The organism is Deltaproteobacteria bacterium (assembly GCA_022340465.1).
Lineage (GTDB): Bacteria > Desulfobacterota > Desulfobacteria > Desulfobacterales > B30-G6 > JAJDNW01.
Window position 1 is genome coordinate 1 of record JAJDNW010000092.1, and the last position, 15,422, is coordinate 15,422.

Sequence of the window (15,422 nt, forward strand, 5' to 3'; positions counted from 1 at the left end):
CCGGACGATCCAACGGACAAGGCCTACTTCTTCGCCCATTCGGTTTTCATAGATTCAATCGGCATTTTTATCGGTGATGCCGGACGCATCGAAGGGTACCAGGCCATTTACGTCAACTATGATGATGATGGGAACGCGGGCGTGGAGGCGTGGATGACGCTGGTGTTCGACGCGGACGACCATTTTCTTTCCGGGCATCTCATCGGCGATGACGACAATGCCTTGACCGTGGCCAAAGGCCAGATCGGAACCTATACGGTTAATGCCGATGGGTCCGTCGATTTAACCTACCTGTTGAATCACAATCTGACCGTGTATTACCTTTACGGTTTCGAGAGACAGGACAACATTTCAGACCGATCCCCTACAGCGGTATATGACAGTGACAATCAATTTGATTCGTTCGAGGGATCGGGTGAGGCAGAGTTCATTTTAAGGCACGTTCAATAGAGACGCCATTTGTGGAACGGAAATGAATAGCATCGGGTCGTAGTGACGGTGGGCAAAAGATGAAACCCAAAACAAGCTGTGACAAAAGGAGGGCCTCACATGACGGTTAAAATTTTGATCACCCGCACGGTTCCTCAGGACAAGGCTCTGAAATTGCTGCGTTTATTCAGAGAAATGCGAACATTGGCAGCCGACCAGCCCGGCTATATTTCCGGCGAAACGATGAAAAGCAGTGACCAGCCGGACAACTATTTGATCATCAGCACATGGGAAAAAGCCGAAGACTGGGAAAAATGGTTGCTGAGCAAGGACAGGCAGGAGATTCAAACTCGAATCGATGCCCTGCTGGGCGGAAACACCAGGTATGAAATGTTTCATTATGGGTTTCGTTCCTAACCGAAGAAGCGATTGCACGCGGCACCGAACCATCGTTGCTCCTGTGGTGGCCGGGTCATATATCGATTTCGATTGAAAAAGAAAGATCCCCTCATCGTCGAGAATCTCTCAACCCAAGGGTCCGCCGGATAATTTTACGGCCGATTCGGCTGACTTGCTTGTGATACCAATAGGTTGACAGGTCCCCTTAAGGCACTTATCTTTATGGCAGGAAGGGGAAAAGCCCTTTTTCCCCACTGTTGCTTTGTCAACACAACTTCCTAACCTCCTTCTGGCCCCTGCGTTTTGTAGGGGCCAGTCTTTTAACCATGTTTCGATATCCTTAAAAGGATACAACCGTGCGTTAAAGAAAAAAAGGGGGACCGGTCTCAATGAAACCCGATCCCCTGTATTTTTTTATGGTGCCGGAGCTCGGAATCGAACCGAGATGACCTCGCGGTCGGAGGATTTTGAGTCCTCTGCGTCTACCAGTTTCACCACTCCGGCATGGATGTGAGTTTATAGTTGAATCGTTCTATTTTGTCAAATCATTCATACACCGAACCGGCCCCTGACCGCAACATTGAAAGCGGTCTGCTCCGACGCCACCGCTAAAAAGGCGGGGGGTCAAATGTCCACGTCAAAACCGGCCATGGCAAGGCGCTTTTTGGAGATGGCGCCTTCCCGGAGAACCACCGGGCGTTCGGTCGTGGCGTCCACCACCGTCGAGCCGATGTCACCCTTTAACGGTCCGGCATCCAGCACTAAATCAACGGCCCCCGTTATCCCGGGGTCCAGTTTGGCAACGGCGGCACAGCCCTTTTGACCGGACAGGTTGGCGCTGGTGGCGGTAACCGGACCGCCAAAGGCCTTGACCAGGGACCGCGCCACCGGGTGCCTTGACATCCGGATGCCGATCTTGCCCGTGCCGCCGGTCAGGACACCCGGCAGATCGGGCCGGGCTTTCACCACGACGGTCAGCCGTCCCGGCCAGAACAGGCCCATGAGCCCGGCCGCGGTTTTCGTCACCTCGGTGCAGAGTTTTTTCAGCTCGGGTATCTCAGCGATCAATACCAGGATGGGTTTGGCGGACGCCCGCTGTTTGGCCCGGTAAACGCGTTCGACAGCCGCGGGGTTCAGGGCGTCGGCGCCCAGGCCATAGAGGCCTGTAGTGGGAAAAACCACCAGCCCGCCCTTTTTCAGGACCTTGACGGCGTCCGCGATGACCCATGGTTCCGGTTCTGTGGCTGCAACCTTCCTAAAAATCGAGTTTTGCCTCAAGGCCATCCGCCTTTTCAGCCACTTTATCCGCCATCTCCCGCTTGAAGGCATCGAGTTTTTCCGCGAGTTCGGGGTCCGCCAGCGCCAGTATCTGCACCGCCAGTATGCCGGCATTGCGCGCCCCGGGTTTTCCCAGGGCCGTCGTGGCCACGGGAATGCCCGGCGGCATCTGCACGGTTGCCAGCAGGGCGTCCAGCCCCTGCAGGCAGGATGAATCGATGGGGACGCCGATGACCGGCAGGGATGTGTGCGCTGCCATGGCGCCGGCCAGGTGGGCGGCGTGCCCGGCGCCGGCGATAACGACCCTGACGCCGCGATCCCGTGCCGTCGCAGCGAACTCGGCGGCCCGTTCGGGGCTGCGGTGGGCCGAAGCCACGGTGATTTCAAAGGGGACATCGAATTGTTTCAATACGGCGGCGGTCTCTTTCATCACGGCAAGGTCCGAGTCGCTGCCCATGACGATGCCGACGCCGGGTTTGTCTGTAAAAACTTTAAAGGTCATGTTTAGAATTTCCTCATCTGGGTTGCAGTGCAGGGTGTTCGGTATATGGTATACGGTGTACGGTTTGTGGTGTACAGCCGTTGAGCCGGCCACGATCTTCTTACCGCACGGCTACCGGCCTGACATACTTATCGGTTCCTGTGCCTCTCGATACCCAGTTCGATGAGCCGGTCGAGGAGGGCCGTGAACGTCATCCCCCCGACCCGGGCGGCCTGGGGCAGCAGGCTGGTAGCGGTCATCCCCGGAATAGTGTTGGTTTCCAGGATATACAGCTCACTGTTTTTGAGCATCATATCCGTGCGGCTGTAACCCTCGCAGAAAAGCGCCTGGTGGGCCATCTTGGCATAGGTCTGCGCTTTTTCGGTGATGGCGTCATCGATGCGGGCAGGACAGATTTCCTGTGTTTTTCCGGCCGTGTATTTGGCCTCGTAATCGAAAAACGCATATTCTTCATTGGGAACGATTTCGATGAGCGGCAGTGCTTCCAACACATCATTGCCGACGACACCCGCCGTCAACTCGAGGCCGTCGATATAGGCTTCGATGAGAATGGTTCTGCCGTGTTCGAAAGCCGTGTCCATAGCGCTCTGCAAGCTGTCTTGTTCCTGGACGATGGACATGCCGACGCTGGACCCGGCCTCGGCGGGCTTGACGACCACCGGAAACCCGATCCGCTCCCCGACCTCCCCGGGATCGACAATATCCCCGCGGCTGCAGACAATGTACGGCGGCACGGGAAGACCTGCCAGTTCATACATTTTTTTCGTGGCGACCTTGTTCATGGCCACGGCACTCCCCATGACGCCCGACCCCTGATAGGGAATGTCGAGCAGTTCCAGAAGTCCCTGGACGGTCCCGTCCTCCCCGAAAGGGCCGTGGAGAATAATAAGCGCGGCGTCTATATCGGGGGCGTCCTGCACCAGTTTCCCGAGATCCGTCTTGGGGTCGTAACGCGTTATCAGATACTTCTCCTTGTCCAGGGCCTCGAATACCTGATCACCGCTGTTCAACGAAACCTCACGCTCGGAAGATATGCCACCCGATAGCAGAGCAAGGTTCAGCTTTTTCATAATCCGCCCCCCTCGAACAAATGTTTATTTGAAATTGAAGAGTTGCTGCTTCGCGATTTCGTATTCCTCGCGGGTGATCAAATCATTTTTTAAAAGGTAGGCAAGCTCCTTGATCTCCCGCAGCCGTACGCTGTCCGGATCCTCCAACTGCTGCCGGGATCGATGCGTGTCCGAACCCAGTGCAGGCGTCCCGTCGCCCCCCCCCAGTTTAAAGGAGGCCATTCCCCCCAGCAGGCTGACTTCGACAGGCCGGCCATTGAACAGGGGTGACGCCATCATCCGGCGCAGCGAGCGCCCCTCTGCCTTCATGCGCCGGTAAAAATAGTAAAATGACGCCAGGATGGCGGCAGCCCCAAAAAGGAAAATCCAGAGCACGTATTGAATGATGCCGCTGAAAAAGATGACGACGAGTCCCAGAACCACGATCAAGACCAGGTGGAGGGCCAGGACAAGATAGGCCATCATCACGGGTTTTAAAATCCCGTCTTCTTGTATCCTGCTCATTTTATCTGCTTCCCTCGGCCGGTATCGGATGACTCGCCTTTTGAGGACAGGCGCTCGGTTATCGGATCCATATAATACTGGGGGACGTCGAAGTGGACAGGTCCGCTGCGCAGGGAATTCAGTTTCAGTATCAGGAAGTTCAATTTTTTAAGGATGTTGTATTTCTCCCCGGTCTCCCCCATGCCGGACAACAGTTCCTGCGTGCTGCGGATCTCCTTCTTGATTTCCAGTTCAGGAGGAATGCAGTCCGCATTTTTCAATATTTTATAGGCCATCCGTATGTCCTCGGGCACATTCACATCCTCCCTGGGCAGGGGTTTCCCCTTCCCCGGCAGGTCCTCGAATTCACCCTTTTGCTGGGCCGCCCGGATGCGCTCTTCGACGATTTTTTCAAACCCTGTAAACATAAACTTTCATGCGCCGTTTTTAAGGAATAGCGATGACCTTTCAAGATAAATATACATTTCATGCTTCGTTGTGGGTGGCAGGGCATGAGAATTTACATATAATCATCCCCACACTTGCATTTCAACACTTAAATCTAGGGCCAAAATCGCCGTTTGTCCAGAGGGGAGGCGGTCCGCAACCGCGACATTTGTAGCGGCCATTATTTTTCGGGTATTGACCTGCGCCACAACCATTTGTTACTGTCGATTCAGCAACCACCATATAATGGGATTCTAACGCGAGTGACGACCCCCCCAGTCTTGGGTTTGGCAGGAAAGGGACCCTCTGTATGAAAAAAATTGCCTTTGCCGGAACCGACGGCCGGACCCTGCAGTGGGCCCATGTCGTATCCACAGCCACCAGCGAGCTATACGAGGACCACTTCGAGGGGCTCGTCATCAGGGGCACCCCCAGCATGCCGGCCTTTTCCAGAGCCATGGGATGGCCGGTGGCTTTCGTACCCACGGAAAGCAACGATGTGGAAAGCTACGCTAACACCATCATTGCCGCCCTCGAAGCCGGCACGATCGACTGTGTCGTTCCCATGCCGGAGGCCCTGCTGTTCGACGGCCTCGTGGACCGGGTCGAAGCTGCCGGATTCGGTGAGCGGATTCTGGGGCTCAACAGGGCCGGCGCCTTTATCGAGGGGGATAAAATCAAGTGCAAGGAGTTGTGCCGTGATGCGGGCATAGCGGTCGCCGATGCCTGGACCGAGGTGGACGCTCACGACTATGCCGCCGTTCTCAGAACCTGCCTCGAATACATTCAGGCCTTTGGCGGCGCCGTTTTGAAATACCCGTACAGCGCCGGCGGCAAAGGCGCCAGGATCATACTGAATTCATGGGAAATCCGCGAGGTGTACGACACGCTTGTCCGAGATTACAGGGACAGCTACAAAAAAGGATTCGGCAAAAAGGCTGTTTGGCCCCTTTTGATCGAAGCGCTCATGTCGGGGGTCGAAATCAGCTTCACCCTTTTCGTGGACGGCAACGGGAATTATTGCATTCTGCCGACCTCCATGGACTACCCCGAACGCTTCGAAGGACCGGCCAGCAAAACGAACCCCATCACCGGCGGTACGGGCGCCGTTTCCCCCCACCCTATGGAAACGCCCGCGCTGATGGCTATGGCCGGAAAAAGCATTGCCGAACCTTTGGTGAACATCATGCGCGAGCGGGATATCCTGCGGCCCTGCATTCTCTATCCGGGCTGTTTCGTTTCCTTTGACGCGTCCATGCAGCCGGTCAAGATACGGGTGAGCGAAATCAACATCCGCCCTGGAGAACCCGAAGCGCAGCCGGTGGCCAGACGGCTGAGAAACCTGGGCGCTCTGGTCGAGGCCGCCTTGACGGGCAAACTGGACCGCGTCAACCCGGAAGTGCGGGAAAACCAGGTCGCCGTCTGCATCGCCCTCATGACCGGACCCGGGGGACCGGACGGGCAGAAGGGCTACCCCTGGTCCTGCACGAAGAATGAACCCATTGAATTCGATCTGAAATATCTGAAGCGCAAAGGCATACAGATCATCCCGTCGGCCATGACCTATGTGGAAAATGACGGCACTTTCAAGTCCGACGGTACCCGGGTGGCATTTCTCAACGCCAACCTGACGGTCAAGGAAAACGAATCCCGGGGCGTTCAGGCCGACCGTTTGAGAAAAAAGCTGCTGACGGCCTTTGACAACGGAAAATTCAGGGTTATCCCCCGGGAAGACGATACCGGCAACCGCCTTGACCTGCGTCGGGACATCGGGGCACACTTCCTCAAGGCGGAGGAGATCTTTTCGATCCGATGAGCGGGGGGGCCCATGCGGTGTGTCAAAAACCCTGAAGAATCTTTTGACATGTTGGCCAAATTAGGTTACGTTGTGTCCCGTTGATTGCCTTTCTTGAAACAGGGCTCTGACGACCCTTCGGGGGAACGACCAGAGCGTTTCCGTTATCACTTTTTCATTCAATTGTTTAACGCAGCGGCGGTTCTTCCGCGTACCTGAAGTGGGGAGAAAGCAGTATGATCAAGCTCGGCGCCACGTCCCGGAATTCGAAAATGCCCGATAGAAGGAACCTGTTTTTCTCAAGGCTGAAACTGCTGATCATCATGGCCAAGGCGTTTTTGGAGAACTACCCCATGGGTGAATACCGCATGCAAGCCGTCATCCGCAACGCCGACGAGATAGCCAAAGATTGCGTAGACTGGAACGGATACTTTCAAAATTTCAGGGCCAGCACCGAATCGGGAAGATTGCTTGCGTTGGATCACATCTTTTTTCAGAGAGTCAAGCTGCTGGCGATCATGACCAAGTCTTTTGCCGAAAACAATCCCATGGGGCAGCACAGAAGAATGGCTGTCGGCAACAATATCGATTACTTGTGTGAGACCCTCGGTTATGCGCCGACCGTCGAAGAGATCGAAATGCTGAAGGTGGCCTGATCCCCCGGAAAAAACCGCCTGTAAAACCGGCGACAAGCACAGCGAACACCAAAAGCCAGATGCCGCTCCCTGCTCTCACCCATGGCCTGACCTTTCCCCAATCCGCTCTTCCCAAGGTGGAATAACGCTTTACCATTGTCGTCCCTTGTGGTATGGAAGACCGCTTATGAACAACTTATCTAAAAAATTCCCCCGCACGGTCGAAGGTGCGGTGAACAAGCTCCTGGATGAAATGTCGCTCCGTGACAAAACCCGCATCGCCAACATGAATGAAACCAAACTGGTCGAATTCCATATAAATTACGGTATTTACATCAAAAACGAACTCCGGTTGTGGAGCAATGACGAATTGATGAACGCCTGCAAGGAATTGGCGGGAGTAAAGCGGTTGAGCCCCGACCAGGCCTCCTACATCATCCTGAAAGAGATTCAGGAAAAACTGCTGCAGTCCGACGTGTTGCGCGTCGTCAAATAGTACCGCGCCGATAGTTGCATTTTCTCCCATCTCCGGTTATGGTGACCCTTGTGTGAACCTGAGCCGGATGTTTCAGATTATCGAATGGATTCACGATACCCGGCATAACTCGACGACCAAGAGGATCGATGATGGCCGACAAACAAAAACGGGTTTCGCTCAAAGACGGGATGGTGCTGGCTGGAATGGTGATCGGCGTCATCTATTGGGCCGTGGAAACGCTGTATTACGCCTTTGCATCAAATGGCGAGAGCTTTTGGGATGTCTTGTTCGGCGCCGGTCTGACAGGCGTCGGCGTAAAAGTCATCGCTATTTGTTTCTTCATCCTTCTCGGAGCCCACGCGCAGTACAATCTCAACAAGTGCAAAAAGCTGGAAAATGACGTTGCCTCCCTATCCAAGGAACTGAAGAAACTCAAGAAAAAGTGACTGCTGCCGCGTTCGAGCAAAGGGCCTTTGCAGGCATTGCAAGGCCGTTATTTTTCAGATCCTCAGCACGTCCCTGCCCACTTGAAGATACTCGGCACACCTATCCACAGAATCCGTTACCATCAAATTGCCATTTTCGATTCCCGCCTCCTGGACATATATCTCGACAACCGCCCTTAAAATGCCGAATGGAAGATACACAGCTGTTTTTACGCCGTTTTCAAAGGGGTTGGCCTTGCGGTACCAATAGATCTGATCGCGGATGGAATCGAAATGGGCGTTCACGTCGCCGATCTTCGACAAGTCAAGAAAGCGGTCATAAGACGAGTACCTACCTTGGTCTTTAAGATAGATCTGGTGCAGCGCACTCCGAATGCTGGCATAATCGAGGCTGGCGCTCGACTTGACCAGGACCAGCTTTCGATCCTCGTTGATAGTAACCGACCACATGCTTCACTTGATATCAGGGAATCGCCTCTTTGAAAATACTGGATTTTCATGTAGCGACCACCTATTTTTATTACATATAGAGCCCTAAAGTGTTTCAAATTAGGTATGACAAAGAGGCGCTGTAATGCGGCCGGACCGAAAGGTGCGAGGAAATCGCTTGTCAAATTACAGCCGGGTCGATTAATATTTATGTTTACGAAACTTGAGTGTTTAAATTTCCGTGTACAGGGAGGGCATTCATGACAGAAAACGCAACCGTCCTGGGAATTGTGGGAAGTCCGAACCCGGAAGGCATCACCAACCGACTCGTTTCAGCGGCATTGAAGGGAGCCGCTGATTCCGGCGCACCAACCGAACTGATACAGCTGTCTGAACACGTTGTGGACGCCTGTAAGGACTGCCTCCCGTGGGTCTGTAAAGAAAACTTGAAGTGTACCTATGACGATGAGGCATTCGATTATGTAAGGCATAAAATTCTGAAATGCGGCGCACTCGTAATGGGAACGCCTGTTTACTGGTGGGATACCAGTGGGCTGATCAAGTACCTAATTCTGAAAATGTTTCGGGTGTATGCGTTTACAGGACCATTGAAGGGCCTGCCCGCTTTAGGTCTCGGTATTGCCGGCGGAACCGGCAATGGCCTGGTGTCCGGACTCAGGCCGGTATACCATTTTTTCCAGATGATGCAGATGAGGGCGCTTGAACCGGTCCCCGCCACCCGCTTCAACCTCAATCAGTCTCTGAAGCGTGCCGGCGAGCTCGGAAGAGAAATTGCCGGCATGGCCAATGAGCGCAACCCGTTCAACGGTCTTGAAGAGCGTTTGGTGTGGTATGACAGTCTTCCTTATTTGGGGCTGAGCCGCGCACAAGAACGGCGCCTTCTGGCTGATACAATTGCCATGGCCGTACCGGAGAAATTGGGCCACGACGTGCTGTCGAGCCTTGCACGAGCCGGCGCACTTGAAGCGTCCGGGCGAAGCGTAGAAGCCCAGTCGGAAATCACACGGGTGTACGAAGCCGGTGTGAAGGCTTTCGATAAAAACTGAAACCCGACCACCGACGGCTTACATCTATGTTTGGATCTTTTGAATTTCGGTCATTTGGTGCTTGGAATTTTATTACCCCTGGTACCGGTACGGTCAAATATCGTTGACCGGGCCCAAAGGACCAGGATTTCAATACGTCATTAAAGGAGCAAGGACCCATGTTCACCATCGGCATCCCCGGAGGGAAAACGCTTGAACTCGACCATCTGGTACTTGACTATAACGGAACCATCGCTCTGGATGGCGATTTGCTCCCGGGTGTGCCGGAGATGATCCATGAGCTGACAGAGCGATTGAAGGTCCATGTCCTGACAGCCAACACTCATGGAACCGTAGCGGAAAAGCTGGAAGGCCTGGCTTGCCGGCTGCATGTCATTCCAGCGGGACATCAGGACCAGGCCAAACGGGACTACATCCGCCGGCTTGGTTGCAACCGTGTCGCCGCGATCGGCAACGGCAGAAACGATGCACTCATGCTCGAGGAGGCCGCACTCGGCATCGGCGTTCTTCAGGCCGAAGGAGCCTCGCCCGCCGCCCTTCAGGCGGCAGGAGTGGTCTGCCATTCCATCCGGGACGCCTTGAATCTGTTCGTTAAACCGGCGCGGCTCAAAGCAACCCTCCGAAATTAATTTCAGAAAATAGACAAAAAACCCGAAATCCGTCTCCGGAAATCGGGTTTCAGGTGCCATCGCCCATTTTATTTTCCGGGAGCCCTATTTGGCATAATTTTAGAACTTTCAGATTCTATCGAATTCGCTAACTTAGCTTAAAGGGTTCTATCCGTCTATAAATACAATAATCGGTATTAAACGATTTATCTTTTGAGCGAATGAATCAAGGTTTCCATTTCCTCCACGTAGCGGTATAGGGCCTCAGAACCCAGAGGCGTAATTTTTACGCTTGTGTAAGGCTTATTGTTTCTAAAGGTTTTTTTGATGGCAAGGTAATCGGCCGCCTGCAGTTTCCTTAATTGAATAGATAAATTGCCAGAAGTGAAATCGAGCTCCTTTTGGAGTTCGTTGAAGCTGACAGCTTTTTTTTCACTACTGGCCAGATAAGTCAAGATGAGCAATCTTGCGCGTTCGTGAATGATTTTGTTGATGTTGACCATTGGGCTACTCCTCATTTGAGGCCTTGGATGCCCAACCAGAAATGGCAAACAACAAAGCGCCAATGCCAAGCGACAGCGAAGCTGCCAGCGGGACATACATGGGGCCTGTCGCCAGCAGAAAGAGGCCGGTAACCAGAAACCAGTAACCGCTGATGAGCCATTGCCAGAGCTGCGTCACACTGCCAATAAAGTTGTGCACCAAGCCGAGACCCACGGCTATGGTTGGTATCACATAGAAATCTACATTGTGTTGAACAAAGACAGTGCAGATGCATATTACCAACACCAGCAGAGGCCAGTAAACATGCACGATTCTGAAGGAGAAAAATTCCTGCAAAAAATAAGGTACAGTAAAGCGTTTGTCGATTTTGGACAACGACCCTGCCAACTTCAGCCATTTGATCCAACCCAGCAGTATCCAAACCATTACGATTGCAGTGTACACTGCAGTTTTTGTGATAGCGGGTATCGCTTCGAAGCTGCCGTGGTGTCTCATCAAAAGGTGAAAGGCCAACGAAAATCCAATCACGCTGAGGCCAACAAGCAGATATAGCAATCTGAAATGCACCGGAAGCAATATCAAGCGGATTGCTTCCCGATTCCGACTGATGGCGTTCTTGATGGAGGAGATGTCCTCCAGCAGTTTGTCAACTTGTCTGTCGGTCATGGCATTCATTTTTCAATCCTCCTATATTAAGGAATTTTTACTTTATGATATAAAGTACTTTATTTTAAAACTGCTGTCAAGCGGTTTTTTTATTACTGTGATTGTTGTTTGGTAAGGATCTGTGAAAGGGAATCAAAGAAATGAGAATCGTAAGAATCAACTTTATGATATTACAATATCAACTCGAGCAGAGATACATGGAGAGTATGCCCACCCTGCCGAGATTACTGATGCCATCATTCATGGCTGCTGTGCAACCACTCGGCACATGAAATCGTCAAGATGATCCCATTGAGGTAAATGTAGGTCGGTGCGCTTCTGATTCCACCCATAAGAAAAACCCCCTTTTCCGATGAATCCGCTTCAGTTCGGATAACGATTTCGGATAAGGAGGCTGTCCTTGGGTGTAACCTATTTATATAATAAAATAAATTGCTTATATGGTGGCGATGCAGGGAATTGAACCCCGGACACTGCGGATATGAGCCGCATGCTCTGACCATCTGAGCTACATCGCCACATCGGAAAATTGACAGCGGCTTACGTATCAGCTCGTTTTTATGAAGTCAAGCCGAAAACGTCAATTGAACACGCCCGCCGCCCCATCCTGAAGGGTGGGGTCCGCACTCCGACAAACTGCCGGGAATGGCCCGCTTTTGCACTTCACAAGCAGCCCTCGATCCTATGGTTGCACCGGAATAGACTTGCTGACCTCGATGGTGAATTCCTCCAGGTCCTGTGGAAGCTGCGAAAAAACCACCATGAAGGGAATCTCCTGCCCCGGTTTCACTTGGACGTTGGATCTGTTGTCGCCAAGACGGTTGTGCAGTTTTTTGTTGATGTCCGCCAGGTCCATCCGGGCCAACTGGTCATCCGTCAACGAGTTTCCACAGTAGACCGTCTCCTCCTTAACCAGGGTTTTTCCACTTCCGAAGAGTCTCCCGGTCAACTGGATGAACCGCCGGCTCTGGGGAAATTCGTTTTTCACCATGCCGGTTATCACAAAAAACTTCCCATGCTTTTCATTGTCCACGAACTGGCTCTTGATCTCCGACGTGGTGATTTCCCCGATCGTCTTGACTTCCTGATGCATCAACTGGTCCACATAGGGAACCTGTCTTACATATTCCGTGACAAAGGGGACCTCAACGCCGAACCTGTCAAGGAGAATTACGGCAGCAAAGGCGGCAATTAAAAGCAGCAGGAGAATCAATATCGGTCGCGCCGGGCCGCTTTTACCCACCGGCCTGGTTTTCTTCTGTTTTTTCTTCTTTTCCGTCTTTTTCTTTTTTTCCGGTTCTTGCGCGGCAGAAGCCGCTGCGGCGGCCACTATTTCCTGCTGGTCCGTAGTTTTTAGCGTTTCCCGGTTCTGCCCCCCGTCTTCCTGACCGAAAGCGAAAGCGGCGGCTTCAGCCTGCTCTTCATCCCCTTCGATCTCGAACTCCAGTTCGAGATCGCCTCCGTCCCCGGAACTGTCGGCAGACGCCTCATCCATCTCCAGTTCCTCAAAATTGGAGATGTCCAGTTCCTCGGGTTTCTCGGATATTTTTGCTGCAGCCTCTGCCTTGTCCCGGTCCACATCATCACTGATGTCCAGATCGAGCTCCATGTCCTCGATCTCTTCGTCTTCCATCCCCTCCGCTTCAAACTGAATGTCCGAAAGATCGATCTCCGCGGTTTCTTCCACCAGGTCTTCGTCACCCGGTGTCACCTTCCATTTTTCTACTTCGGCTTCAGCTGAATCGGATTCTCGGGCATCTTCACCGGCAATCTCCTCATCTTTGACTTCAAGCATTTCCTCGATGTCGGAAAGGTCGAGGTCATCGGTATCGTCTGCTTCCAGATCCGGCCCTGCGGGCTCCAGGTCTTCGCCGGGTTCGAACTCCATGTCCAGCTCGAAGTCGAGATCTTCCAGCTCCTCTTCCCTGTCTTCCGCGGCTTCGGCCACCTTTTCGGGTGGCACCGCGGGCGGTGTGTCATCTTCCATCTCGAGCTCGAGGTCCAGCTCCTCGGGGGCGTCGCCGGCCTTGTCCTCGCCCGTTTCAGATCGGGGCGGCGAATCCATTGACAGGGTCTCCTCGAACCCGGCCATATCCAGCTCTTCCACCTCCTTCGCTTCGCCTTCACCGGATTCCACGTCGATATCCAGCTCCAGTTCGGCATCCTCGCCAGGGGCCGGAGGTTCTTCGTCGATATCCAATTCCAAATTTACGTCGGACATGTCGAGCTCATTTTCGGATGCCGACCCGTCTGACGGTTCCATCTCGAAGTCCGTGTCGAAGTCCGTGTCGAAATCCAGTTCGAGCTCCCCTTCCGCTTCCGCGGAGTCCTCCACAGGCGATTCGACCTCCGCCCCGACATCCTTTTCCAAAATCTCGTCAAGTGATGAGAGGTCCAGGTCCTCCTCTTTCCGCCCTTCCGGATCCGTTCCTCCCGCCGCGGCGCCCTCCGCACCGGCGGCAGCCGGTTCTTCATCCATCTCCAGATCCAGGTCATCCAGACCCAAGTCGAGGTCCGATCCCTCGTCTGCGGCTGCTTCCGGGGCACCGTCCAGCTCTATCGTTTCGCCAAAGGCCGAAAAGTCGGGCTCAGCCGGTTCCTCAGCTTCGCCGGCTTCCAGTGCGGCGTCCACGTCAAGGTCGAAATCCCCGGGTGTTGCCTCATCCGCCGCAGTCTCTTCGGATTCCGTTCCGGCTGCAAGATCGGAAGCCGCCGCCATGACCGGAGCCGCATCACCGCCGTCAACGGCTTCTGCTTCACCACCTGCGGCTTTCTCCTGTGGAGCCTCCTCGTCCGGAACGGGTGCTTCTTCAGTTGGGGCTTGCTTTTCCGGAGCGGCTTCTGGGAAGGCGATAAAAACATGCTTGCATTTCGAGCACCGAACCTTGCTGCCTGAAGGTTTGATCAACGTATCATCCAGGTTAAAGCTGGTTTGGCACTCTTCACAGGTAATAATCATGACATCCCCTCAATGGTTATGATTTAAACCGAACGCTTCACCGATTGGCGAGGGATTTTCTCCCATTCCCGGTATGGAATATTAAAGGCCGGTATCCGACATCCAATGGCTTTTGCAACTGCCTGATCTGCCTTTGTTAATCGCTGTAGAGGTACAACAACTACAAAATATTGTCAATATTTTTGATCGCTTTACATGCCGGAGGCGGCCAATTTATTAAGCAGATCCTTTTGTTCGTCGGTCAGTTTTTTCGGGGTGGTTACGATTATGGACACATACAAATCTCCCCTGCCGCCGCCTTTCATGTGGGGGAGGCCGCGGCCGCCGAGGCGCATTTTGGTCTTGTGTTTGGTCCCGGGGGGCACTTTCAGGCTCAGCTCCCCGCCGTCGAGGGTGGGAATACGGACGGTCGTCCCCAGCACGGACTCGCTCAATCTGATCTGCCGGTCGATAAAAAGGTCGTACCCCTTGGAGGTAAAAACAGAATCCGGCGCTGTCTTGGCCTGGATAAACAAATCTCCCGGAGCCCCCCCGAACTGACTGGGTTCGCCTTTGCCGGCGATGCGCAGCTTTTTACCCTCGATCATGCCCTTCGGTATCTTGACAGAGAGGCTTTCCGTTTTCCCCTTGTGCTGGAAGCTGATGGTTTTGTCCGCTCCCGCAGCTATTTCGCCGTAGGTAAGGGGTAGTTCATACACCAGGTCGGTTCCCTTGACCTGGCCCTGATTGCGTCCCATACCACCAAAGGGATCCCCTCCCCCGAAGGAAAATCGGGTCCCCCCCCTGCCGGTCGAGCCGAAGTTCATCCCCCCGAACCCGAATTCCCTGAAAATGTTTCCAAAATCGAAGTTCCTGAAAATGTCTTCCTGTGAATAGCGCTGTTGGAAATCCGTGGATCCGAAGGTGTCGTACTGCTGGCGCTTTTCCTTGTCGCTCAACACCGCATAGGCTTCACTGATGGCCTTGAATTTATCTTCCGCGGATTTGTCCCCCTTGCTGTGGTCCGGGTGATATTTCATGGCCAGCTTCCGGTAAGCCTTTTTTATCTCCTCAGCGGTGGCCTTTTTGTCCACGCCCAGTGTTTTATAATAGTCTTTTCCCGCCATTTAACGATTGATCCTCCTCTGTAACCAGGGTAACACATTATTATAGCTGTAAAAATAAGCGCCGTGCCCCCCTGTGTCAAGGCAGCCACCTGTCGATCGGACCGCCTGGGGGCGATGATTC

18 protein-coding genes and 2 tRNA genes are annotated in these 15,422 nt (G+C 53.5%); 8 read left to right on the forward strand and 12 right to left on the reverse strand.

Annotation, left to right across the window (positions count from 1 at the left end):
• Together LJE94_13735 and LJE94_13740 are read left to right on the forward strand one after the other, a co-directional pair.
• Positions 1 to 450: hypothetical protein (locus LJE94_13735; protein MCG6911170.1), on the forward strand; the 450-nt coding region annotated here is incomplete at its 5' end.
• Positions 451 to 549: 99 nt separating this feature from the next.
• A complete protein-coding gene (locus LJE94_13740; protein MCG6911171.1) occupies positions 550 to 846 on the forward strand; it encodes an antibiotic biosynthesis monooxygenase in 297 nt (98 codons plus the stop codon).
• A gap of 399 nt (positions 847 to 1,245) precedes the next feature.
• Here the strand turns inward: LJE94_13740 and LJE94_13745 are convergent.
• The 6 genes from LJE94_13745 to LJE94_13770 all read right to left on the reverse strand — a co-directional run bounded on the left by LJE94_13745 (position 1,246) and on the right by LJE94_13770 (position 4,589).
• A tRNA-Leu gene (locus LJE94_13745) sits at positions 1,246 to 1,332 on the reverse strand.
• Between the two features lie 120 nt (positions 1,333 to 1,452).
• Positions 1,453 to 2,106 carry a threonylcarbamoyl-AMP synthase gene (locus LJE94_13750; GenBank protein ID MCG6911172.1) on the reverse strand — a complete coding sequence of 218 codons (654 nt, stop codon included), beginning with the start codon at positions 2,104 to 2,106 and terminating at the stop codon, positions 1,453 to 1,455.
• Positions 2,084 to 2,608 carry a 5-(carboxyamino)imidazole ribonucleotide mutase gene (gene purE / locus LJE94_13755; protein ID MCG6911173.1) on the reverse strand — a complete coding sequence of 175 codons (525 nt, stop codon included), beginning with the start codon at positions 2,606 to 2,608 and terminating at the stop codon, positions 2,084 to 2,086. Before purE ends, LJE94_13750 begins: the two co-directional genes overlap by 23 nt.
• A 128-nt stretch (positions 2,609 to 2,736) precedes the next feature.
• On the reverse strand, positions 2,737 to 3,678 hold the full coding sequence (locus LJE94_13760; GenBank protein MCG6911174.1) for a D-alanine--D-alanine ligase: 942 nt from the start codon (positions 3,676 to 3,678) through the stop codon (positions 2,737 to 2,739).
• A gap of 24 nt (positions 3,679 to 3,702) precedes the next feature.
• Complete coding sequence (locus LJE94_13765; protein ID MCG6911175.1) at positions 3,703 to 4,182, reverse strand: hypothetical protein; 480 nt, start codon at positions 4,180 to 4,182, stop codon at positions 3,703 to 3,705.
• Complete coding sequence (locus LJE94_13770) at positions 4,179 to 4,589, reverse strand: DUF1992 domain-containing protein (protein ID MCG6911176.1); 411 nt, start codon at positions 4,587 to 4,589, stop codon at positions 4,179 to 4,181. Before LJE94_13770 ends, LJE94_13765 begins: the two co-directional genes overlap by 4 nt.
• A gap of 329 nt (positions 4,590 to 4,918) precedes the next feature.
• Here LJE94_13770 and LJE94_13775 point away from each other — a divergent pair, with 329 nt between their 5' ends.
• From LJE94_13775 to LJE94_13790, 4 genes are all read left to right on the forward strand, one after another.
• On the forward strand, positions 4,919 to 6,424 hold the full coding sequence (locus tag LJE94_13775) for a hypothetical protein (protein ID MCG6911177.1): 1,506 nt from the start codon (positions 4,919 to 4,921) through the stop codon (positions 6,422 to 6,424).
• 215 nt (positions 6,425 to 6,639) lie between these two features.
• Complete coding sequence (locus tag LJE94_13780; GenBank protein MCG6911178.1) at positions 6,640 to 7,059, forward strand: hypothetical protein; 420 nt, start codon at positions 6,640 to 6,642, stop codon at positions 7,057 to 7,059.
• Positions 7,060 to 7,225: 166 nt separating this feature from the next.
• Positions 7,226 to 7,534, forward strand: coding sequence for a hypothetical protein (locus LJE94_13785; GenBank protein MCG6911179.1), 309 nt, complete (start codon positions 7,226 to 7,228; stop codon positions 7,532 to 7,534).
• Positions 7,535 to 7,662: 128 nt separating this feature from the next.
• The gene (locus LJE94_13790) at positions 7,663 to 7,962 is read left to right on the forward strand and encodes a hypothetical protein (protein MCG6911180.1); all 300 of its coding nucleotides are present in this window, start codon (positions 7,663 to 7,665) and stop codon (positions 7,960 to 7,962) included.
• Between the two features lie 54 nt (positions 7,963 to 8,016).
• Here the strand turns inward: LJE94_13790 and LJE94_13795 are convergent, their stop codons facing one another.
• A complete protein-coding gene (locus tag LJE94_13795; protein ID MCG6911181.1) occupies positions 8,017 to 8,412 on the reverse strand; it encodes a hypothetical protein in 396 nt (131 codons plus the stop codon).
• 239 nt (positions 8,413 to 8,651) lie between these two features.
• Here LJE94_13795 and LJE94_13800 point away from each other — a divergent pair, with 239 nt between their 5' ends.
• Positions 8,652 to 9,458, forward strand: coding sequence for a flavodoxin family protein (locus tag LJE94_13800; GenBank protein MCG6911182.1), 807 nt, complete (start codon positions 8,652 to 8,654; stop codon positions 9,456 to 9,458).
• A gap of 158 nt (positions 9,459 to 9,616) precedes the next feature.
• On the forward strand, positions 9,617 to 10,087 hold the full coding sequence (locus LJE94_13805) for an HAD family hydrolase (GenBank protein ID MCG6911183.1): 471 nt from the start codon (positions 9,617 to 9,619) through the stop codon (positions 10,085 to 10,087).
• Positions 10,088 to 10,272: 185 nt separating this feature from the next.
• On the opposite strand, the gene LJE94_13810 is transcribed toward LJE94_13805, so the two are convergent.
• The 5 genes from LJE94_13810 to LJE94_13830 all read right to left on the reverse strand — a co-directional run bounded on the left by LJE94_13810 (position 10,273) and on the right by LJE94_13830 (position 15,301).
• Positions 10,273 to 10,569 carry a transcriptional regulator gene (locus LJE94_13810; GenBank protein MCG6911184.1) on the reverse strand — a complete coding sequence of 99 codons (297 nt, stop codon included), beginning with the start codon at positions 10,567 to 10,569 and terminating at the stop codon, positions 10,273 to 10,275.
• A gap of 4 nt (positions 10,570 to 10,573) precedes the next feature.
• Entirely contained in the window at positions 10,574 to 11,245 is a 672-nt protein-coding gene (locus tag LJE94_13815; GenBank protein MCG6911185.1) for a hypothetical protein, read from the reverse strand.
• A 432-nt stretch (positions 11,246 to 11,677) separates the two neighbouring features.
• Positions 11,678 to 11,754: transfer RNA gene (locus LJE94_13820), tRNA-Met, on the reverse strand.
• Between the two features lie 164 nt (positions 11,755 to 11,918).
• Positions 11,919 to 14,195 (reverse strand): zinc-ribbon domain-containing protein, encoded by a 2,277-nt coding sequence (locus LJE94_13825; GenBank protein ID MCG6911186.1) that lies wholly within the window; start codon positions 14,193 to 14,195, stop codon positions 11,919 to 11,921.
• A gap of 191 nt (positions 14,196 to 14,386) precedes the next feature.
• Positions 14,387 to 15,301: a J domain-containing protein gene (locus LJE94_13830; GenBank protein MCG6911187.1), complete on the reverse strand. Its 915-nt coding sequence runs from the start codon at positions 15,299 to 15,301 to the stop codon at positions 14,387 to 14,389.
• Positions 15,302 to 15,422 lie beyond the last annotated feature (121 nt).